This is a genomic window from Nocardioides sp. (assembly GCF_004803405.1).
Lineage (GTDB): Bacteria > Actinomycetota > Actinomycetes > Propionibacteriales > Nocardioidaceae > Nocardioides > Nocardioides vastitatis.
On the sequence record NZ_SSXI01000233.1, the window covers coordinates 48,309 to 67,914 of the forward strand.

A 19,606-nucleotide genomic window follows, 5' to 3' on the forward strand; every position below is an offset into this window, starting at 1 on the left:
CGGGCCGGTTAGGGTGCCACACACCGCCCGCGACTTGGCCGGGTGACCAGTTCTGACACGGAAGGCAGTCACGTGAGCTACAACGAGCCACCCAACTACGGAGCCCCGCCGCCGCCCCCACCGGGCGGCTACGGCGGCGGGGGCCAGGGCGGATACGGCGGACAGGGCGGCTACGGCGGCTACGGAGCCGGCGGTCCGGGCCAGGGCGGCTACGGCGGCCAGCCGCCCACGCAGACCTCGGTGATGGCGATCATCTCCCTCGTCACCGGCATCCTCGGTGTGCTGTGCTGCGGATCGCTGATCTTCAGCATCGCGGCCATCATCCTGGGCTACCTCGGCAAGAAGGAGGTCGACTCCGGCCAGAAGACCGGCGGCGGCCTGGCACTGGCCGGCCTGATCCTCGGTGGCGTCGGCGTGGTGCTCGGCGTGCTGTGGCTGATCCTGGTGTTCACCACCGGGAGCTTCAACTACTACGGAGACCTGTGATCGCGGGTCGCTAGCAAGCCGACGTCGGCGGGGTCAGGGCGCGAGCCAGGACCCCGCCGCCGTGTTTCTCAGGACGGTGAAGACGACCATCGCCACGACGAGCGCGACGGCACCCATCGTGAGCGAGCGGTCGGACGGCTGCCAGGGGCGGCCCCTCCAGCGGCCGCTCCCCCACCGCCACAGGATCCAGGCCACGACCGGGATCGAGGCGACGAAGAGCAGATTGCTCGACGCGGCGTCGCCGATGCGCAGGTTGGTGAGGTCGTTGACCGCGCGCAGGCCGCCGCACCCCGGGCACTGGATGCCGACCGCCGCGAGGGGGCACAGGCCCCAGCTCCCCTGCTCGTGCGGATCGCGCAGGTGCAGCGCCAGCGTCGCCGCAGCGAGGCCACCGCCGACCAGAGCGGGTGGCACCATCCGCCGCCAGCGAGGAGTCTCGCTGCGTTCGACGGGCGGGGCCGTGAGGGTCATCGGCTCAGTGGCCGGACTCGTGCAGCCCGAGCTTGGCGAGGACCATGAAGACGACGGCGGCGCCGACGACCAGGACGCAGCCGACCCAGAAGAGCGGCCAGTTCAGCGGCGACACCGACATGCCGATCCCACCAACGACGAAGCCGACCAGTGCGACCAGGACGGCGGTCCAGGCAGCAGGGGTGTTGCCGTGGTTGTCGGCCATGTGTGTGTGCTCCTCGTTCAGGCGGGTGGATCGGCGACGATTCTAGGGCCTGCCGTCGGTCGCTTCGCTCCCCGGCTGCTTCGCATCACCGTTCGGTCGGGTCGGTGCCCTCGTCCAGCGACCTCCAGAGGTCGAGGTTGGACTGCTCCTCAGGCTCAGTCTCGGATGCTGCCGCGGCGGTCGCGCCCCCGGTCGGGGCGTCGTAGCGGGTCCCCATCTCCGGCCAGGACCCGACGAGCCGGAGTGCGGCCGCGCCGGCCGCGAGGGCGAGGACCGAGGTGACGAGAGCCACCCAGAGCCACCCGGTGCGCTCGATCGGGACGGTCGCGCCGCCCAGTCCGAGGCGGGAGCCCAGGTCGGCGGCGGCATCGTCGTGCTGGACGAATCCGCCGAGGACGATCACGACGAGCATGCCGGTCGCGGCCAAGGTTGCCAGGCCCGCCACGACCCGCCGTACGACGCCGCGGGTGACGAGCAGGACACCCCAGCAGGCGAGGGCGACGAGGGCAAGCGCTCCGGCGAGCGGGAACTCGACGCGGTTGAACTCGTCGCCGGCGTAGGCCGAGGCACCGATCGCCTGGAGGTGATCCTCAGGGATGCGCAGCATCGCGCGGTGCCCGGCCACCGCGGCGAACCCGCTGGCCGCGAGGCCGAGCAGCACGACCGGTCCGAAGGTGCGGCGACCGCGGGGTGCCTCAGCCACCGAGCAGCCCCTCGTCGAAGCAGGTCCTGCTGCCGGTGTGGCAGGCGACCCCGACCTGGTCGACCTTGAGCAGGAGGGTGTCGCCGTCGCAGTCGAGGCGCACCTCCTTGACGTGCTGGGGATTCCCGGAGGTCTCGCCCTTGACCCAGTACTCCCGGCGCGAGCGGCTCCAGTAGGTCGCGCGCCCACTGGTCAGGGTCCGGTGCAGCGCCTCGTCGTCCATCCACGCCATCATCAGCACCTCGCCGGTGTCGTGCTGCTGCACGATCGCGGGCAGCAGCCCATCGGGGTTGCGCTCGAGTCGGGCGGCGATGGCGGGGTCGAGGGAGCTGGTCACCGGACCATTATCGGCCCTGCTGGGCAACCCACGACTCGTGGAGCCTGGCGTAGGACGTGCCCTGCTGCCCGACGAGCTCGGCGTGCGGGCCGTGCTGGACGATTCGGCCACGGTCGACGACCACGACGACGTCGGCGGCCTCGGCGGTCGAGAGCCGGTGCGCGATGGTGACCGACGTGCGTCCGCTCATCAGCCGCTCGAGGGCGCGGCCGATCCTGGTCTCCAGCTGCGGGTCCACCGCACTGGTCGCCTCGTCGAGCACCAGCAGGTCGGGGTCGGCGAGCTGTGCCCGCAGCATCGCCACGAGCTGCGTCTCCCCCGCCGAGAGGGACTCGCCGCGCTGCCCGACCTTCGTCGCCAGACCGTCCGGGAGGGCGGCGAGCCAGTCGCCGAGGCCGATCGCCTCGGCCGCGTCGACGATCTCCTCCTCCGTCGCGCCGAGCCGGCCGTAGCGCACGTTGGCGGCGAGCGTGTCGTCGAAGAGGAATCCCTCCTGCGGCACGAGGACGACGCTGCTGCGCAGGGCCGACTCGGAGACCTCGCGCAGGTCGATCCCGTCGAGCAGCACCCGGCCGCGGGTGGGATCCATCAGCCGGGTCAGCAGCTTGGCGATGGTGGACTTGCCGGAGCCGGTCTCGCCGACGACGGCCACGCGCTGGCCGGCCGGGATCACCAGGTCGATGTCGCTGAGGACCTCGGGTCCACCGGGATAGGAGAACGAGACACCGTCGAAGCGGACGTCGATCGCGCCCTTCGGCAGCGTGCGCCCGTCCGGGCCCGGGTCGACCAGGTCTGCTGGGGTGTCGAGGATGCCGATCACGCGGCGCCATCCGGCGATCGCGTTCTGGGCGTCGGTGAGGATCTGGGTGCCCATCTGGACCGGGCCGACGAACAGGGTGACGAGGAACGCGAACGCCAGCACCTCCCCGGCGGTGATGCCCTCGCCCCACAGGTAGCCCTGACCGAGCCAGATGCCGACCACCAGCACCGCCGCGTTCGCCAGCCCGGCCGAGATGCCGCCGAGGCTGAACGAGAAGGCCGTGAACCCCTGGGCACGGGTGCTCGCCGACTTGTGGCGCTCGACGGCCGTGTCGATCCGCTCCTGCGTGCGCGCCTCGATCGCGTAGGACTTCACGACCGCCGCGCCGACCACCGGCTCGGAGACCGCAGAGAGCAGGTGGCCGACCTGGCGCCGTACGGTCCCGTAGGCGGCGGAGAGCTTGCGCTGGAAGTACCGCAGGCTGAGGAAGAGCGGTGCGAAGCAGATCCACACCACGAGCGCGAGCTGCCAGCTGTAGACGACCATCACGATGGTCGCGATCAGGATCTGGCCGATGCTCACCACGAACAGCAGGCCGCCGAAGACGAGGAACTGGCTGACCTGGTCGACGTCGCTGGTCACCCGGGAGACGAGGGCGCCGCGGCGCTCGGTGTTCTGGGTGAGCAGCGGTAGGTCGTGCACGTGCCGGAACGCCTTGACGCGGAGGGTGGCGAGGCCGCGCTCGGCGGTGGAGAACAGCCGCGCCGCCATGGCGTACGACGCCCAGCTGGTCACCACGATCGCCGCACCGGCGAGCAGCGCCATCAGCGTGGTGAAGGCCGGGTCGGGCCCGTCCGGCCCGCGGAGGCCGTGGTCGATCGTCTGCTGGACCGCGATCGGGACGACGACCTGCCCGGCCGAGGCGAGGACGGCGAGCACGAGCGTCCAGCCGATGCCCTCGACCAGCTCGGGCGAGTGGCGGATGCCGTGCCTGATCGTCCGCCAGGCGCCGATGTCCTCGCCGGTGCTCATCCGGGTCTGCTCGGGAGTGTCGAGGGTGGTGCTCATCGGGTCACCACCTCGTCGGTCGCGCCAACCTCGGGGTGCTCGGCCTCGTAGGCGTTGACCAGGCGCGCGTAGTCGGGGTTGCGGGCGACCAGCTCCTGATGCGGCCCTCGGTCGGCGATCACGCCGTCGACGAGGTAGATCACCTCGTCGGCGAGCCCGATCGTGGCCTTGCGGTAGGCCACCACGACCAGCGTCGTGTCCGTGCCACCGAGCCCCGCGAGGATCCGGGCCTCGACCTCCGGGTCGACCGCCGAGGTGGCGTCGTCGAGCACGAGCAGCCGCGGCCGGCGGACCAGCGCCCGGGCGAGCGAGATCCGCTGCCGCTGGCCGCCGGAGAGCGACGTGCCCCGCTCCCCCAGCCGGGTGTCGAGGCCGTCCGGGAGCGCGGCCACGAAGCCGTCGGCCTGCGCGGTCCGGAGGGCGGCCCAGACGTCCTCGTCGGGGACGTCCGCGCCCAGGGTGACGTTGCCACGCACGGTGTCGTCGAAGAGGAAGGCGCTCTGCGGGACGAGGGAGAGCACCTCGGCGAGGCCGCCCCTGCGCAAGTCGCGGACGTCGGTGCCGTCGACGAGGATCGCACCGTCCTCGAGGTCGACCAGACGGGCGAGCAGGGTGGTCAGGGTGCTCTTGCCGGAGGCCGTGGCACCGACCACAGCGACGGTCCTGCCCGGCTCGACGGTGAAGGTGACGTCACGCAGGATCGGGCGGCCGGAGGTGTAGCCGAACGCGGCATGGCTGACGTCCAGCCGTCCACCACGGTCGGTGGCCGGCGGCGCCGACTGGTCGCCGTACTCCATGGAGCCCTTGGCGCGCAGCACTGCAGCGACCCGTTGATAGCCCACCACGCTGCGCGGGAACTCGCCGAGCAGCCAGCCGATCGACCGGATCGGGAACGAGACGACGGTGAGCAGGTAGGCGACCGTGACCACGTCTCCAGCCACGGTGGCGCCACTGACGACGCGGTGCACGCCGATGACCAGGACCACGAGCACCGCCAGGTTGGGCAGCGCGGCAAGGGTCGGGTCGAAGGCGGCGCGGATCCGGCCCACCCTGATGTTGGCCTCGCGGAGCTCGGCCGCCTTGGCCCGGAACCGCTCGGTCTCCTCGGGCTCGCGACCCAGGGTCTTGACCACGAGGGCGCCGTCGAAGGACTCGTGGGCGATCTCGCTCAGCTCGGCACGGAGCTGCTGGGCGCGGGTGGCCCACCCCTGCGCGAGTCGCTGGTAGACGACGTTGGTGCCGATGACGAGTGGGAACACGAGCAGTCCGACCACCGCGAGCACCAGATCGACCAGCAGCATCTGGATCACCGCGATCACCATCATGGCGACCGTTCCGACCGCCATGGGCAGTGGTGCGATCGGACCCCACGCCGCCTCGACGTCGGAGTTGGCGTTGGAGAGCAGCTCGCCCGTCGGGTGCTTCTGGTGCCACGCGAGCGGGAGCCGCAGGTACTGCCGGGTCACGGCGCGGCGGCTGTGGGCCTGCATGCGGTACTGCATGACGCCGGCTCCCAGGCGGCGGGCCACGATCCCGACCGCACGGAGGATGGCCACCCCCAGGAAGAGCGCGAGGACCGCCCAGAGCAGGCCGGCGCCGATCTCGCCGTCACGGAACGCCGGCAGCACGACGTGGTCGGTGGACCAGCCGAGGACCCACGCGTCGGCGACGGTGAGCGCTCCGAAGAGGACGCTGCCGATGGTGGAGAGGGCGAAGATCCACGGCTCGCGCTTGATCGCGACCCACAGGACGGCGAACCCGGCGGACGTCGTACCTCTCGCCGTGCCGTCCACGTTCTGCTTCGCCACCCGCTGCTGCCCTCTCGTCGTCCCCCATGATGCCGTCGCCACCGGCGCAAACAGTCGTAACGGTGGGGGCGTGACGCCGTATTCCTTCGAGCAGGCGCGGTCAGCGACCGACGGCGCAGCTCCCCGTCTGCACCGAGCATGTCGCCGCACCGACACACCCCGCCACTTCTCGGCAGCTGCCTCGTCGGCCGACTACGGAGCGCTGCCCCGGTGCCGCACGATCCTGGTGCTGAAGTGGAACGTGCTCATCGCGCCCTGGACGATCGTGAGGAACCCGTCGGGGCCGTCGTCGAAGACGTCGCGGCCCTGGGGGGCCATCGGGTCCGGCGGCTGATAGCGGAAGGCTGCCTCCTCCGCGGCACGGAGCGCCTCGTCGCGGCTGCCGAAGAGCGGCGGCAGGACGGTCACGATCGTCGGCGGCTTGGCCTCGCCCCGGTTGGAGTACTCCACCAGCACCTGCCACGAGCCGCCCGTTCCGGGTTGCGCGGCCGCCGGGGGCTCGTAGACGTCGTACTCGCCGCTCACCGGACCGGCACTCCTGCCTCGCCCAGCGTGCGCTTCACGTCCCCGATGCGCAGGGTCCCGAAGTGGAACACCGTCGCCGCCAGTACGGCGTCGGCGCCGGCCTCGACCGCAGGCGGGAAGTGCTCGAGGGCGCCCGCGCCACCGGATGCGATCACCGGGATGCTCACCTCGGCACGCACGGCGCGGATCAGCTCCAGGTCGAAGCCGTCGGTGGTGCCGTCGGCATCCATCGCGTTGAGCAGGATCTCCCCCGCCCCCAGCTCGGCGGCCCGGACGGCCCACTCGATCGCGTCCATCCCCGCGGACTTCCGGCCCCCGTGCGTCGTCACCTCGAACCCGGAGTCGGTGCGCACGACCTGGCGCGCGCGGCGCGCGTCGACCGAGAGCACGAGCACCTGGTTGCCGAACCGGCCGGCGATCTCGGCGATCAGCTCCGGGCGCTGGATGGCCGCGGTGTTGATCGCGACCTTGTCGGCGCCTGCCCGCAGCAGGCGGTCGACATCCTCGACGGAGGACACGCCCCCACCGACGGTGAGTGGGATGAAGACCTGCTCGGCCGTCGCGGAGACGATCTCCATCGTCGTCGCGCGGCCCTCGTGGGAGGCGGAGATGTCGAGGAACGTCAGCTCGTCGGCCCCCTCGGCGTCGTACAGTCGCGCCAGCTCGACCGGGTCACCGGCATCGCGGAGCTCCTGGAAGTTGACGCCCTTGACCACCCGCCCCGCGTCCACGTCGAGGCACGGGATCACCCGGACGGCGAGGGTCACCGGAAGGTGCCCTTGGTCAGCGCCAGCGCGTCCTCGAGGGTGAACTGGCCGGTGTAGAGCGCCGTGCCGGCGATGGCGCCCTCGACACCGGTGGGGACGAGCTTCATCAGGGCACGGATGTCGTCGAGGGTGGTCACGCCACCGGACGCGACGACCGGGCGGTCGGTGGCCGCGCAGACGTCCATCAGGAGCTGGAGGTTCGGGCCCTGCAACATGCCGTCCTTGTTGACGTCGGTGACGACGTACCGGGCGCAGCCCTCGGAGTCGAGCCGCGCCAGGGTCTCGTAGAGGTCGCCGCCCTCCTGCGTCCAGCCGCGCGCGGCCAGGGTGCGGTCCCGGACGTCGAGGCCGACGGCCACGCGGTCGCCGTAGGTCGCGATCGCCCTGGCGCACCACTCCGGCTGCTCGAGCGCCGCGGTCCCGATGTTGACCCGCCGGCAGCCCGTCGCCATCGCGGCCTCCAGCGACTCGTCGTCACGGATGCCGCCGCTCATCTCCACCTGGATGTCGAGACGGCCGACGATCTCAGCCTGCAGCTCGCGGTTGTTGCCGTGGCCGAACGCCGCGTCGAGGTCGACCAGGTGGATCCACTCCGCGCCGGCCTCCTGCCAGCGCAGTGCCGCCTCGATCGGGTCACCGAAGCGCTTCTCCGACCCGTCGACGCCCTGGACGAGCTGGACGGCCTGCCCGCCCTTGATGTCGACCGCAGGCAGCAGCTCGAGGTACTCGCTCACAACACTCTCTTCCCGGCTCGGACTACTGGACCAGCGAGCTCACCCAGTTGCGCAGCAGCTGCGCACCGGCGTCGCCCGACTTCTCAGGGTGGAACTGGGTGGCCCACAGCGGGCCGTTCTCGACCGCGGCGACGAACCGGTCGCCGCCGTGCTCGGCCCACGTCACCAAGGGCCGGTGGGAGTCCGGCGTGCGGTCGTTCGTCTCCAGGACCCAGTCGCGGACTCCGTAGGAGTGCACGAAGTAGAACCGCTCCTCCTCGATCCCCGCGAACAGGCGGGTGCCGGCGGGCGGCTCCACGGTGTTCCAACCCATGTGCGGGACGATCGGCGCCTGCAGCCGCTCCACGCGACCCGGCCACTCGCCGCAGCCCTCGGTCTCGACCCCGTGCTCGATGCCACGCTCGAAGAGGATCTGCATGCCGACGCAGATGCCGAGGACCGGGCGGCCGCCGGACAGCCGGCGCGCGATGATCCGCTCGCCACGGATCGCCCGGAGACCGCGCATGCAGGCCTCGAAGGCACCGACGCCGGGCACGAGGAGGCCGTCGGCCGCCATCGCGTCGTCCGGGTCGCTGGTCAGGGTCACCTCCGCCCCGGCACGCTCCATCGCCCGCACCGCGGAGCGCAGGTTTCCGGAGCCGTAGTCGAGGACGACCACGGCAGGCTTGTTCTCGACCATCGCCTAGAGCGCGCCCTTCGTGGACGGGATACCTGTCTCCCGCGGATCGAGCGCCACGGCGTCGCGGAACGCGCGCGCGAACGCCTTGAACTGGGTCTCCACGATGTGGTGCGGCTCGCGGCCGGCCAGGACCCGCACGTGGAGCGCGATGTGGGCATGGAACGCGATCGTCTCGAAGACGTGCTTCGTCAGTGAGCCGAGGTAGGACACCCCGGAGCCGCCGAGGGCGACGTACTGCTGGCCCTCCGGCTCGCCGGTGTGCACGCAGTACGGCCGGCCCGACACGTCGACGACGGCCTGCACCAGCGCCTCGTCGAGCGGGACCGTGGCGTCACCGAAGCGACGGATGCCGATCTTGTCGCCGAGTGCCTCCCGCAGCGCCTGGCCGAGCACGATCGCGGTGTCCTCGACGGTGTGGTGGGCGTCGATGTGGGTGTCGCCCTCGGTCTGGACGGTGAGGTCCAGCAGCGCATGGCGGGCGAAGGCGGTGAGCATGTGGTCGTAGAAGCCGACGCCGGTCGAGATGTCGTGGCGTCCGGAGCCGTCGAGGTTCACCTCGACGACGACCTTCGACTCACTCGTCTGCCGCTCGAGGCGGGCAGTGCGGGGTGCACCGGTCATGCTCGTTCTCCGTTCACTGCTGTGACTTCGTTCAGGGCGGTGCGGAAGGCCGCCATCTCCGTCGCTGTTCCGACCGAGACCCGCAGCCAGCCGTCCGGCCCGGTCTCCCGGATCAGAACCCCCTGGTCCAACAGACCCTGCCAGACAGCATGGCGGTCCGCGAATCGCCCGAACAACACGAAATTCGCGTCCGAGTCCGCGACGTCGTACCCCTCCGCCCGCAGCCAGCCGACCAGCGCGTCGCGCTCGCCGCGCAGCTCGTCGACCTTCCCGAGCAGCTCGGGCGCGTGCCGGAGCGCCGCTCGCGCGACCGCCTGGGTGACCGCCGACAGGTGGTAGGGCAGCCGGACGACCCGGATCGCGTCACAGATCGCGGGATCCGCCGCGAGGTAGCCGAGCCGCAGACCCGCTCCCGCGAACGCCTTGCTCATGGTCCGGGTCACCACGAGGTTGCGGTACGACGGCAGCAGCTCCAGGGCGCTCGGCACACCGGTGCGGCGGAACTCGCCGTAGGCCTCGTCGACCACCACGATCCCCTCGTCGCCGGCGGCCTCGCACAGCGTGCGCACCGCCTCCGGCGGGAGTGCGGTGCCGGTCGGGTTGTTGGGGCTCGGGAGCAGGATCACGCTCGGCTGCTCGGTCTTGACCAGGTCACGCGCGGCGTCGAGGTCGAGCGCGAAGTCCTCGGCGCGGCGGCCGGCGACCCAGCGGGTGTTCGTGTCGCGGGCGTACTCGGGGTACATCGAGTACGTCGGGGCGAAGCTCACCGCGGTGCGACCCGGCCCACCGAAGGCCTGCAGGAGCTGGAGCATGACCTCGTTGGAGCCGTTGGCCGCCCAGACCTGCTCGGGAGCGATCGTCACGCCCGCCCCCGCGTCCCCGGAGAGGTACGACGCCAGGTCGGCGCGCAGGGCGACGAACTCACGGTCGGGGTACCGGTTGAGGGTCGCGGCGGCCTCGGCGGCTGCCGCGGCGATGTCGGCGATGCAGGCGTCGCTCGGTCCGTAGGGGTTCTCGTTGACGTTGAGCTGGACGGGGACGTCGAGCTGCGGCGCGCCGTAGGGCTCGATGCCGCGCAGCTCCCCGCGCAGCGGCGGCCATGCCGACGGCTCGCCCGCGCGCCCGCTCGCTGTCACGGCGCTGTCCGCACAGTGATCGCAGCACCGTGGCCGGGCAGGTCCTCGGCCTCGGCCAGCCTCACCACGTGGTCGGCCACCTCGGCCAGCCCCTCGCGGGAGTACTCGACGACGTGCACCGACTTGGTGAAGGCTCGCACGGAGAGGCCCGACGAGTGGCAGGCGCAGCCGGCGGTCGGCAGGACGTGGTTCGAGCCGGCGCAGTAGTCACCCAGGCTCACCGGCGCGTGCGGGCCCACGAAGACGGCACCGGCGTTGCGCACCCGGGCCGCCCAGGCTGCCGCCTCCTCGGTGTGGATCTCGAGGTGCTCGGCGGCGTAGGAGTTGACCACCTCGAGGCCCTGCTCGAGGTCCCGGACCAGCACGATCCCGGACTGTTGGCCCGACAGCGAGGTGGTGATCCGCTCCACGTGCTTGGTCGCGGCGACCTGCTTCTCCAGCTCGTCCTCGACGTCGGCGGCGAGCCGCTCCGAGTCGGTGACGAGCACGGCCGCTGCGAGCGGATCGTGCTCGGCCTGGCTGATCAGGTCGGCGGCGACGTAGGAGGCGTCGGCGGTGTCGTCGGCGAGGATCGCGATCTCGGTCGGGCCGGCCTCGGAGTCGATGCCGATCTGGCCCTTCAGGATCCGCTTGGCCGTGACCACGAAGATGTTGCCCGGGCCGGTCACCAGGTCGACGCGGCGGCACGGCCCGACGCCGTAGGCGAACATCGCGATGGCCTGGGCGCCGCCGACGGCGTACACCTCGTCGACGCCGAGCAGCGCGCACGCGGCGAGGATCGTCGGGTGCACCGAGCCGTCGAAGTCCTTCTGCGGCGGGCTGGCGAGCGCGATCGACTCCACGCCGGCGGTCTGCGCCGGCACGACGTTCATCAGCACGCTGGAGACCAGGGGCGCCAGGCCGCCGGGGACGTAGAGACCGACCCGGCCGACCGGCACCTTCCGGTGGGTGACCCGCGCGCCGGGACCGAGGTCGGTGACGGCGTCCCGCTCCAGCTCGTTGGCGCAGGTGGCACGCAGCCGCCGGATCGACTCCTCCAGACCGGCCCGAATGTCCGGGTCGAGCTGCTCGAGGGCACTCCGAAGCGCCTCGGGGGCGACCCGGATGTCGTCGACGAGCACCCCGTCGAACCGCTCGCCGTACTCGCGGATCGCGTCGAGCCCGCGGGTCCGGACCTCCTCGCAGATCGCATGCACCGTCGGCACCGCGGCTTCGATGTCGAAGTCGGCGCGGGGCACGGCTGCGCGGTAGTCGACGTCGGCCTCGACGCCACGCAGGTCAATACGGCGGATCACCCGTTGATTCTACGGGGTTCACTAGGGTGATCCTGTGACGGACCAACTCCCGATGTTCCCGCTCAACGCGGTGGTCTACCCGGGAGTGAGCCTGCCGCTGCGCGTGTTCGAGGATCGCTACCGCGCCCTGGTGCACCACCTGCTGCGGATCGACGACCCCGCCGAGCGGCTTTTCGGCTCGGTCGCCATCCGCGAGGGCTACGAGGTGGGCGACCACGGGGCGCAGTCGCTGTTCCGGGTCGGCGTGCGCCTGCAGCTGACCGAGGTCGAGTCCCACACCGACGGCACCTTCGACATCGTCGCCGTCGGCCGGGACCGTATCCAGCTGGATCGCCTGCGCACGTCCGAGGCGTACCCCGTCGGCGAGGTCACCGACCTGCCGGAGGGCGAGACCGACGTTCCGCCCGAGGTGGTCGCCCGCGCTCGGGCCACGTTCGCCGCGTATCGACAGGTCCTGCGAGAGATCGCCAGCGACCCGCTCGACGGCGCACTCCCCCAGGACCCGGTGTACCTGTCCTGGACGCTGGCCGCCTGCGCGCCGCTGCCGATGGCCGAGCGTCAGGAGTTGCTCGAGGCACCCGACGCGGCGGAGCGGCTGATGCTGGTCACCGACCTGCTCCGCTCCGAGCTCCAAGCGATGAACGTGATCACGTCGCTGCCGGCGACCGAGGTCGCCCGGACGCGTTGGTCCCCGAACTGAAGCGGGCAGCGGTGGCGAGGAGGAAGGGCGGCCCCGGCCGCTCCCACGGGGGCGGGACACCTGCGACGACCGCCCTGACCGCGGCAGGCGTCGCGTTCACCGTGCACGAGTACGACCATGACCCGCGTTCGGAGTCATACGGCGAGGAGGCGGCGAGGGCGCTGGGGATCGACCCCGCCCGGGTGTTCAAGACCCTGTTCGCCGAGGTGGACGGACGCCTGGTCGTCGGCGTCGTGCCCGTCACCGGACAGCTCGACCTCAAGGCACTGGCCCGAGCGGTCGAGGGACGCCGGGCGAGCATGGCCGACCCCAGGGTGGCCGAGCGGGCCACCGGCTACGTCGTTGGCGGCATCTCGCCGCTCGGGCAGCGGAAGCCACACCCGACCGTCGTGGACGAGTCGGCGCTGGCGCACCCGACCGTGTTCGTCTCGGCGGGCCGGCGCGGCATGGAGGTCGAGCTCGCGCCGGGTGACCTGGTCAGGCTGACAGATGCTCGGACGGCTCCGACCGCGCGTTCAGGCTGAGCATCACGACCAGGTAGCCGAACAGCGCACCGACCGGCCAGACCAGGTACGGCGTCGGCAGCTCGAGGCGGCGGTCGTCGTCACCCAGCAGGTCCGCGGCCCACTTCCACAGGCCGATCTCCGGCGAGGTGACGTGCAGGTGGCCGGGCAGCTCGGTGCCGATGTCGACGTGGTCTGCCCGCTCCTGTGGGTCCGGCGGACTCTGGCTGGTCCCGACGAGCACCATCACGACCGCGGCGAGGATGCTCGCCAGACCGATCGTGGCCAGACCGGCCACCGCGCGGTTGCGGGCGACGACGGCACCCACGACGCCGAGGAGGAGCCCGAGCACGAGACCGAGGACGGCGTAGGTGGCCGTGCCGCCGAAATCCCGCGCGATGCCGGGGTCGAAGGGCGTGGGGAACCAGACCGGCCCGTCGGGGGTGTCGTAGACCTGGCCTTCCGGCGCCGGCGCCCACCACGTCCACCACAGCCACCCGCCCAGGGCACCGAGGGCGCCCGCCAGTGCCAGCGGGACGGCGATCACCTTGCTCACGCGGTGAGGCACCCCGGGCCGAGGAGCTGTTTGAGGTCGGCGAAGAGGGCGGGGCTCGGGGTCACCCGGAGATTGTCGCCCAGCCGCATCACCTTCGTGGCGTCGCGGCTCAGGAGCTGCAGCCGGACCTCGGTGAGGCCCGGATGGGTGGTGAGGACGTCGCGCAGTTGCTGGACCACCGGGCCGGTGCACCGCGTGGAGGGCAGGCTGATCACGACCGGCCCGTCACTGCCACGCTCGAGGTCGGGGACGGTGACCTCCTGGCCGCGCAGCTGCGGAGCGTCACGGTCCTTGTCGAGGGCGCCACGGACCCGGATGATCGCGTCGTCGATCAGGTACGGAGCGGCGAGCCGGTAGGAGCTGGGGAAGAGCAGCACGTCGATCGCGCCCTCGAGATCCTCCAGGGTGACCGTGGCCCACGGGTCGCCGTTCTTCGTGATCTTGCGCTGCACCGAGGTCACCAGCCCGCAGACCGTGACGTTGGAGCCGTGCGGGCGGTCCTCGTCGGTGACGAGCTGGCCGATGGTGCAGTCGGTGCCGGTGGAGAGCACGTGCTCGAGGCCCAGCAGTGGATGGTCGGAGACGTAGAGGCCCAGCATGTCCCGCTCGTGGCCGAGCAGCGTCATCTTGTCCCACTCGTCGAGCTCGGGGATCGGGATGCTGACCCCGAAACCGCCGTAGCCCCCGTCCTCCGACCCCTCGTCGCCGAGCCCGGCGAAGAGGGAGTCCTGCCCGATCGCCTCGTTGCGCTTGATGTCGACGTACTGATCGACCGCGGTCTCGTGGATCGCGACCAGCGCACGACGCTTGTGCTTCATCTCGTCGAACGCACCGGCCTTGATCAGCGAGTCGATGACCCGCTTGTTGCAGACCTGCACCGGAACCTTGGACAGGAAGTCGTTGAAGTCCAGGAAGCGACTCTTCTGCAGCCGCGCCGCGACCACGCCGTCGACGACGTTGGCGCCGACGTTGCGGATCGCGGTCAGCCCGAACCGGATGTCGCGGCCGACCGGGGTGAAGTTCGCCGCGGACTCGTTGACGTCGGGCGGCAGCACCTGGATCTTCATCCGGCGGCACTCGTTGAGGTAGATGGCCATCTTGTCCTTGTCGTCCCGCACGGACGTCAGGAGCGCAGCCATGTACTCGGCCGGGTAGTTGGCCTTGAGGTACGCCGTCCAGTACGACACGACCCCGTACGCCGCGGAGTGGGCCTTGTTGAAGGCGTAGTCGGAGAACGGGAGCAGGATCTCCCACAGCGTAGTGATCGCCTTCTGGGAGTATCCGCGCTCGAGCATGCCGGCCTGGAAGCCGGCGTACTGCTTGTCGAGCTCCTCCTTCTTCTTCTTGCCCATCGCCCGGCGGAGGTTGTCCGCCTGTCCCAGGCTGAAGCCCGCCAGGACCTGGGCGATCTCCATCACCTGCTCCTGGTAGACGATCAGGCCGTAGGTCTCCCCCAGCACCTGCTCGAGCGGCTCGGCCAGCTCGGGGTGGATCGGGTCGATCGGCTCCCGGCCGTTCTTGCGGCGGGCGTACTTGTTGTGGGAGTCCGCCCCCATCGGGCCGGGGCGGTAGAGCGCGCCCACCGCGGAGATGTCGGCGAACTTGTCGGGCCGCATCGACCGCAGCAGCGCCCGCATCGGGCCACCGTCGAGCTGGAAGACGCCAAGGGTGTCGCCGCGGGAGAGGAGCTCGTAGGTCGCGGCGTCGTCGAAGGGAAGATCCTCGAGGACGACCGCCTCGCCGCGATTCATCTGGATGTTCTCGAGCGCGTCGTCGAGGACGGTGAGGTTGCGCAGTCCGAGGAAGTCCATCTTGACCAGCCCGAGCGCCTCGCACATCGGGTAGTCGAACTGCGTGATGATCGCGCCGTCCTGCTCGCGCTTCATGATCGGCACGATGTCGACGAGCGGCTCGCTCGACATGATCACGCCCGCGGCATGCACACCCCACTGCCGGATCTGGCCCTCCAGCCCCAGGCCCGTCTGGTAGATCGTGCGGACCTCGGGGTCCTGCTCGTAGAGCGAGCGGAACTCGCCGCCGTCGCCGTAGCGCTTGTGCTCGGGGTTGAAGATCTCCTTCAGCGGGACGCCCTTGCCCATGATGTCGGGCGGCAGCGCCTTCGTGATCCGGTCCGAGATGGCGAACCCGTGGTCGAGCACCCGGGCGGCGTCCTTGATGGCCTGCTTGGACTTGATCCGCCCGAAGGTGGCGATGTAGGCGACCCGGTCGTTGCCGTACTTCTCCGAGACGTACTGGATGACCTCGGTCCGCCGACGCTCGTCGAAGTCGATGTCGAAGTCGGGCATCGAGGGACGCTCGGGGTTGAGGAACCGCTCGAAGATCAGGCCGTGCTCGAGGGGGCACAGGTCGGTGATCCGGAGAGCGAACGCGGCGATCGAGCCGGCACCGGAGCCGCGACCGGGGCCGACCCGGATGCCGTGGTTCTTGGCCCAGTTGATGAAGTCCGCGACCACGAGGTAGTAGCCGCAGTAGCCCTTGCTCTTGACGACCGCGAGCTCCATCTCGACGCGGTCGCGCACGGCCTGGGTGAGCTTGTCGCCCGGGTAGCGCGACTCGATCCCGCGCCAGACCTCCTTGACGAACCAGGTCTCCTCGGTCTCTCCTGCTGGTACGTCCGCGCGCGCCATGTAGCCGCCGGTCGACTCGGTGAACTCGACGTCGCAGCGCTCGGCGATGAGCAGCGTGTTGTCACAGGCCTCGGGCATGCCGAAGCGGTCGGCCCACAGCTCACGCATCTCCGCCGCGGACTTGATGTAGTAGCCGCCGCCGTCGAACTTGAGCCGATTGGTGTCGGCCAGCCGCTTGCCCGAGGCGACGCAGATGAGCGCGTCGTGCGCCTCGGCGTCCTCGGGGTTGTTGTAGTGGGAGTCGTTGGTGGCGATCGGTGGGATGCCGAGCTGCTTGCCGAGCCGCAGCAGGTCGTCGCGGACCCGCTTCTCGATGTCGATGCCGTGGTCCATCAGCTCCAGGAAGAAGCTGTCCTTGCCGAAGATCTCCTGGAACTCGGCGGCGGATCTCACCGCCTCGTCGTACTGTCCCAGCCGGAGTCGCGTCTGGATCTCGCCCGACGGGCAGCCCGTGGTCGCGATCAGGCCCTTGGCGTACTCGTTGAGGAGCTCACGGTCGGCGCGCGGCTTGTAGTAGTACCCCTCGAGGCTCGAGCGCGAGGAGAGCCGGAACAGGTTGTGCATGCCCTCGGTGCTCTCGGCCCACATCGTCATATGGGTGTAGGCGCCACCGCCTGCGACGTCGTTGCCGCCCTCCTCCGCCCCGCTGACGCCGTCCGACCCCTTGCCCCAGCGGACCCTTCTTCTCTCGCTGCGGTGGGTCTGGGGGGTGAGGTAGGCCTCGATCCCGATGATCGGCTTCACGCCGTGCTTGCGAGCCTTGGACCAGAAGTCGTAGGCACCGTGGAGGTTGCCGTGGTCGGTCATCGCGATCGACGTCATGCCGAGGTCGTTGACCCGCGTGAAGAGCCCGTCCAGCAGCGAGGCCCCGTCGAGCATGGAGTACTCGGTGTGGACGTGCAGGTGGACGAAGTCCGCTCCCCCGGAACCGGCTGCCATCGGGTGGTGTTTCTCCTCTGATCTGTGCGAGCTGTTGGGGGAAGGGCCACAGACTACGTGACCGTCGGGACGATCCTGGCAGGGCGCACCGACAGTCTCCGACCGTCGGGATCCGCGGCGGATCCGGCGTCAGACGCCCGGCCATTCCATCCGGATGTCCGGTTCGCGTTCCGGGTTCTCCGACCCGTCCGTGTGCTCCCGCTCGAGCAGGCCGTGCGCGGCGTAGAAGGCCCGGGCGGGCTCGTTGCTCTCGAACACCCAGAGCTGGAAGCCCCGCGGCCGCAGCGACTTGACCAGCTCGAGCAACGCCGTGCCGATCCCCTCTCGGAGATGCCCCGGGTCCACGTAGAGGTCGTCGAGCCAGGTCTCGGTGAAGCGCGCGTAGCCGACCACGGCGCCGTCGACCTCGGCGACCCACACCTCGTCGGCGCCGATCCGATCGGCCAGCCAGGCCCGGACCTCCGGCTCGGTGTGTACCGAGGGTGGCATCGGCGCCCCCGCCCTCGCGGCGAGATGCACGTCGGCGACCGCCGCCGCGTCCTCCGGCATGCCGGGGCGCAGGAGCAGCCCGATCGGGCCGTCCGTCGGGTCAGTCACGGATGACGGCGAGGGCGTGCGCGAGATCGTCGGGGTACTCCGACTCGTACTCGACGTACTTCCCGGTGTCGGGATGCTCGAAGCCGAGGCGTACGGCATGCAGCCACTGCCGGGTCAGACCCAGCCGCTTGGCCAGCGTCGGGTCGGCGCCATAGGTGAGGTCACCGCAGCACGGATGCTTCAGCGCCGCCATGTGGACTCGGATCTGGTGGGTCCGACCGGTCTCCAGGTGCACCTCGAGCAGGCTTGCGAAGCGGTGCGCCTCGAGCGTCTCGTAGTGCGTGACGCTGGCGCGGCCGTCGTCCATCACCGCGAACTTGTAGTCCGCCCCGGGATGCCGCCCGATCGGGGCGTCGATCGTCCCCGAGAGAGGGTCGGGGTGGCCCTGCACGAGGGCGTGGTAGGTCTTGTCGACCGTGCGCTGGCGGAAGGCGTTCTTGAGCAGGGAGTACGCGTGCTCTGACTTGCAGATCACCATCACCCCGGAGGTGCCCACGTCGAGCCGCTGCACGATGCCCTCGCGCTCCTTGGCTCCCGAGGTCGAGATCCGGAAGCCGGCGCCTGCGAGGTGTCCGACCACGGTTGGCCCACGCCAGCCCGGCGAGGGGTGGACGGCGACGCCCACCGGCTTGTCGATCACGACGATCGAGTCGTCGTCGTGGATGATCTTGATGCCCTCGACGATCTCGGGGACGACCTCGAGCGGCTCAGCCTCAGCGGGGATCGCGACCTCGAGCAGGGACCCGGGCAGCACCCGCTCGCTCTTGGTGCTCACCTCGGCGCCGTCGAGCTGCACCCTGCCCTGCGAGACGAGCTCGGCGGCGCGGGTCCGCGAGACCCCGAAGAGCTGGGCCATGGCGACGTCGATGCGCTCACCCTCGAGGCTCTCGGGAACGGACAGCCTGCGGTGGTCCACGGTCCTCACTCCTCGTCTCCCTCCGGGGCCGGGTCGGTGGCACCCTCGCCGGGCCCGTCGGTGTCGCTCGAGTCGTCGGCGGTGGGCCTGTCGACGCGGGTCCCGTCCACCGCGATGCCGCGGAACACCTGGAGCAGGATCAGTCCGACAGCGATGTTGATGCAGATGTCGGCGACGTTGAAGACCGGCCAGTTGGGCAGCATCAGGAAGTCGACGACGTGACCCCGGAGCGGGGCCGGGTCGCGCACCAGCCGATCCGTGAGGTTGCCGTCGATGCCGGCGAGCAGGAGCCCGAGCGCCACGGCCCAGATCCGGTCGCCGACCCGGCGGCTGATCCAGAGGACGACGCCGGTCGCAACCGTCGCGAGCACCGTCAGACCGACGGTGAACTCCGTGCCGAGGCTGAAGGCCGCACCCGGGTTGTAGGTCAGGTGCAGCTGGAGAACCTCACCGATGACCCTGACGTCGGGCCGGTCGGCGAGGTGGGTGACCGCGAGGTGCTTGGTGACCTGATCGGCGGCGTAGAGCACCGCCGCGACCGCGAGGAACAGCGACCAGGTCCGTCGGACCGGCATTCGCGCCGCCGGCGGTCCGTCGCTCTCGTGGCGGTCTACCGACGTTCCTCGCGCTGCTTGCATGGCATGCACAGTGTCGCACGCGGGAATGCCATGAGCCGCATCTTCCCGATGGGGTTGCCGCAGGACTCGCACACGCCGTAGGTGCCGTCGTCGATCCGGGCCAGCGCCCGGTCGATCTGCGCCAGCTTGCCGCGCTCGTGGTTGAGGACCGTGAGCTCATGATCGCGCTCGAAGCTCGTCGCGCCGAGGTCCGCCTGGTCCTGGCCGGCGCCGTCCCCCGAGTCGCGCAGCAGCCCGGACAGGTCAGCGACCTGCTCCGCGAGGATCTGCTCGCTGTGGGCTCGCTGTTCGTGGAGCTCGGCCAGCACCTCGGCCAGCTCCTCCTTGGACCAGGCCTCCTCGTGCTCGAGGACGACGAGGGACTGGGGCGCGGCCTTCTTGGCCGGTGCCTTCTTCACAGGCGCCTTCTTCATCTCTGGTGACTTCTTCGCGGGCGTCGTCTTCTTGCCCGGCGCCGCCTTCTTGGCCGGCGTCGCCTTCTTGGCCGGTGCCGCCTTCTTGGCCGGTGCCGCCT

The 19,606-nt window shown here is 70.8% G+C and carries 22 protein-coding genes; 3 read left to right on the forward strand and 19 right to left on the reverse strand.

The features are described from left to right. Positions 1 to 72: 72 nt before the first annotated feature. Positions 73 to 486: a DUF4190 domain-containing protein gene (locus tag E7Z54_RS17030; RefSeq protein WP_136435718.1), complete on the forward strand. Its 414-nt coding sequence runs from the start codon at positions 73 to 75 to the stop codon at positions 484 to 486. A 33-nt stretch (positions 487 to 519) separates the two neighbouring features. On the opposite strand, the gene E7Z54_RS17035 is transcribed toward E7Z54_RS17030, so the two are convergent. From E7Z54_RS17035 to hisD, 13 genes are all read right to left on the reverse strand, one after another. Next, the gene (locus E7Z54_RS17035; RefSeq protein WP_206056333.1) at positions 520 to 957 is read right to left on the reverse strand and encodes a DUF2752 domain-containing protein; all 438 of its coding nucleotides are present in this window, start codon (positions 955 to 957) and stop codon (positions 520 to 522) included. 4 nt (positions 958 to 961) lie between these two features. After that, complete coding sequence (locus E7Z54_RS17040; protein WP_136435720.1) at positions 962 to 1,162, reverse strand: HGxxPAAW family protein; 201 nt, start codon at positions 1,160 to 1,162, stop codon at positions 962 to 964. 85 nt (positions 1,163 to 1,247) lie between these two features. Further along, on the reverse strand, positions 1,248 to 1,865 hold the full coding sequence (locus tag E7Z54_RS17045) for a Trp biosynthesis-associated membrane protein (RefSeq protein ID WP_136435722.1): 618 nt from the start codon (positions 1,863 to 1,865) through the stop codon (positions 1,248 to 1,250). Then, positions 1,858 to 2,202, reverse strand: a complete 345-nt coding sequence (gene hisI, locus E7Z54_RS17050; RefSeq protein ID WP_136435724.1) for a phosphoribosyl-AMP cyclohydrolase — start codon at positions 2,200 to 2,202, stop codon at positions 1,858 to 1,860. The genes E7Z54_RS17045 and hisI overlap by 8 nt, the downstream gene beginning before the upstream one ends. 7 nt (positions 2,203 to 2,209) lie before the next feature. Next, complete coding sequence (locus E7Z54_RS17055; RefSeq protein ID WP_136435726.1) at positions 2,210 to 4,030, reverse strand: ABC transporter ATP-binding protein; 1,821 nt, start codon at positions 4,028 to 4,030, stop codon at positions 2,210 to 2,212. Then, complete coding sequence (locus tag E7Z54_RS17060) at positions 4,027 to 5,838, reverse strand: ABC transporter ATP-binding protein (protein WP_240769747.1); 1,812 nt, start codon at positions 5,836 to 5,838, stop codon at positions 4,027 to 4,029. Before E7Z54_RS17060 ends, E7Z54_RS17055 begins: the two co-directional genes overlap by 4 nt. A 192-nt stretch (positions 5,839 to 6,030) precedes the next feature. Then, complete coding sequence (locus E7Z54_RS17065; RefSeq protein WP_136435727.1) at positions 6,031 to 6,363, reverse strand: hypothetical protein; 333 nt, start codon at positions 6,361 to 6,363, stop codon at positions 6,031 to 6,033. Beyond that, positions 6,360 to 7,130 carry an imidazole glycerol phosphate synthase subunit HisF gene (gene hisF, locus E7Z54_RS17070; RefSeq protein WP_136435729.1) on the reverse strand — a complete coding sequence of 257 codons (771 nt, stop codon included), beginning with the start codon at positions 7,128 to 7,130 and terminating at the stop codon, positions 6,360 to 6,362. The genes E7Z54_RS17065 and hisF overlap by 4 nt, the downstream gene beginning before the upstream one ends. Then, positions 7,127 to 7,864 carry a bifunctional 1-(5-phosphoribosyl)-5-((5-phosphoribosylamino)methylideneamino)imidazole-4-carboxamide isomerase/phosphoribosylanthranilate isomerase PriA gene (gene priA, locus E7Z54_RS17075; protein WP_136435731.1) on the reverse strand — a complete coding sequence of 246 codons (738 nt, stop codon included), beginning with the start codon at positions 7,862 to 7,864 and terminating at the stop codon, positions 7,127 to 7,129. Before priA ends, hisF begins: the two co-directional genes overlap by 4 nt. A 22-nt stretch (positions 7,865 to 7,886) precedes the next feature. Then, positions 7,887 to 8,543: an imidazole glycerol phosphate synthase subunit HisH gene (hisH, locus tag E7Z54_RS17080; protein WP_136435733.1), complete on the reverse strand. Its 657-nt coding sequence runs from the start codon at positions 8,541 to 8,543 to the stop codon at positions 7,887 to 7,889. Positions 8,544 to 8,546: 3 nt separating this feature from the next. Continuing rightward, positions 8,547 to 9,164: an imidazoleglycerol-phosphate dehydratase HisB gene (gene hisB, locus E7Z54_RS17085; protein ID WP_136435735.1), complete on the reverse strand. Its 618-nt coding sequence runs from the start codon at positions 9,162 to 9,164 to the stop codon at positions 8,547 to 8,549. Next, complete coding sequence (locus tag E7Z54_RS17090) at positions 9,161 to 10,300, reverse strand: histidinol-phosphate transaminase (protein ID WP_136435737.1); 1,140 nt, start codon at positions 10,298 to 10,300, stop codon at positions 9,161 to 9,163. The genes hisB and E7Z54_RS17090 overlap by 4 nt, the downstream gene beginning before the upstream one ends. Then, positions 10,297 to 11,595 carry a histidinol dehydrogenase gene (gene hisD / locus E7Z54_RS17095; protein WP_136435739.1) on the reverse strand — a complete coding sequence of 433 codons (1,299 nt, stop codon included), beginning with the start codon at positions 11,593 to 11,595 and terminating at the stop codon, positions 10,297 to 10,299. Before hisD ends, E7Z54_RS17090 begins: the two co-directional genes overlap by 4 nt. A gap of 34 nt (positions 11,596 to 11,629) precedes the next feature. Here hisD and E7Z54_RS17100 point away from each other — a divergent pair, with 34 nt between their 5' ends. Beyond that, on the forward strand, positions 11,630 to 12,295 hold the full coding sequence (locus E7Z54_RS17100; RefSeq protein WP_136435741.1) for an LON peptidase substrate-binding domain-containing protein: 666 nt from the start codon (positions 11,630 to 11,632) through the stop codon (positions 12,293 to 12,295). Between the two features lie 11 nt (positions 12,296 to 12,306). Then, positions 12,307 to 12,819 (forward strand): Cys-tRNA(Pro) deacylase, encoded by a 513-nt coding sequence (gene ybaK / locus E7Z54_RS17105; protein WP_136435807.1) that lies wholly within the window; start codon positions 12,307 to 12,309, stop codon positions 12,817 to 12,819. Here ybaK and E7Z54_RS17110 read toward each other — a convergent pair. From E7Z54_RS17110 to E7Z54_RS17135, 6 genes are all read right to left on the reverse strand, one after another. Next, a complete protein-coding gene (locus E7Z54_RS17110; protein ID WP_136435743.1) occupies positions 12,773 to 13,354 on the reverse strand; it encodes a hypothetical protein in 582 nt (193 codons plus the stop codon). The two genes, ybaK and E7Z54_RS17110, sit on opposite strands and share 47 nt — an antisense overlap. After that, positions 13,351 to 16,941, reverse strand: coding sequence for a DNA polymerase III subunit alpha (gene dnaE, locus E7Z54_RS17115; protein WP_136435745.1), 3,591 nt, complete (start codon positions 16,939 to 16,941; stop codon positions 13,351 to 13,353). Before dnaE ends, E7Z54_RS17110 begins: the two co-directional genes overlap by 4 nt. Positions 16,942 to 17,070: 129 nt before the next feature. After that, a complete protein-coding gene (locus E7Z54_RS17120; protein ID WP_206056337.1) occupies positions 17,071 to 17,538 on the reverse strand; it encodes a GNAT family N-acetyltransferase in 468 nt (155 codons plus the stop codon). Then, positions 17,531 to 18,454 (reverse strand): RluA family pseudouridine synthase, encoded by a 924-nt coding sequence (locus tag E7Z54_RS17125; RefSeq protein ID WP_276606241.1) that lies wholly within the window; start codon positions 18,452 to 18,454, stop codon positions 17,531 to 17,533. The genes E7Z54_RS17120 and E7Z54_RS17125 overlap by 8 nt, the downstream gene beginning before the upstream one ends. Positions 18,455 to 18,459: 5 nt before the next feature. Further along, a complete protein-coding gene (lspA, locus tag E7Z54_RS17130) occupies positions 18,460 to 19,029 on the reverse strand; it encodes a signal peptidase II (protein ID WP_240769748.1) in 570 nt (189 codons plus the stop codon). 35 nt (positions 19,030 to 19,064) lie between these two features. Next, the coding region (locus tag E7Z54_RS17135) for a TraR/DksA family transcriptional regulator (RefSeq protein WP_240769749.1) at positions 19,065 to 19,606 on the reverse strand (542 nt) is incomplete at its 5' end.

Excerpts from the sequence above, each read along its gene's own strand:
- E7Z54_RS17055 (WP_136435726.1), bottom strand. The coding sequence starts at position 4,030 with ATGAGCACCACCCTCGACACTCCCGAGCAGACCCGGATGAGCACCGGC.
- hisH (WP_136435733.1), bottom strand. The coding sequence starts at position 8,543 with ATGGTCGAGAACAAGCCTGCCGTGGTCGTCCTCGACTACGGCTCCGGA.
- lspA (WP_240769748.1), bottom strand. The coding sequence starts at position 19,029 with ATGCCGGTCCGACGGACCTGGTCGCTGTTCCTCGCGGTCGCGGCGGTG.
- E7Z54_RS17040 (WP_136435720.1), bottom strand. The coding sequence starts at position 1,162 with ATGGCCGACAACCACGGCAACACCCCTGCTGCCTGGACCGCCGTCCTG.
- hisB (WP_136435735.1), bottom strand. The coding sequence starts at position 9,164 with ATGACCGGTGCACCCCGCACTGCCCGCCTCGAGCGGCAGACGAGTGAG.
- E7Z54_RS17035 (WP_206056333.1), bottom strand. The coding sequence starts at position 957 with ATGACCCTCACGGCCCCGCCCGTCGAACGCAGCGAGACTCCTCGCTGG.
- dnaE (WP_136435745.1), bottom strand. The coding sequence starts at position 16,941 with ATGGCAGCCGGTTCCGGGGGAGCGGACTTCGTCCACCTGCACGTCCAC.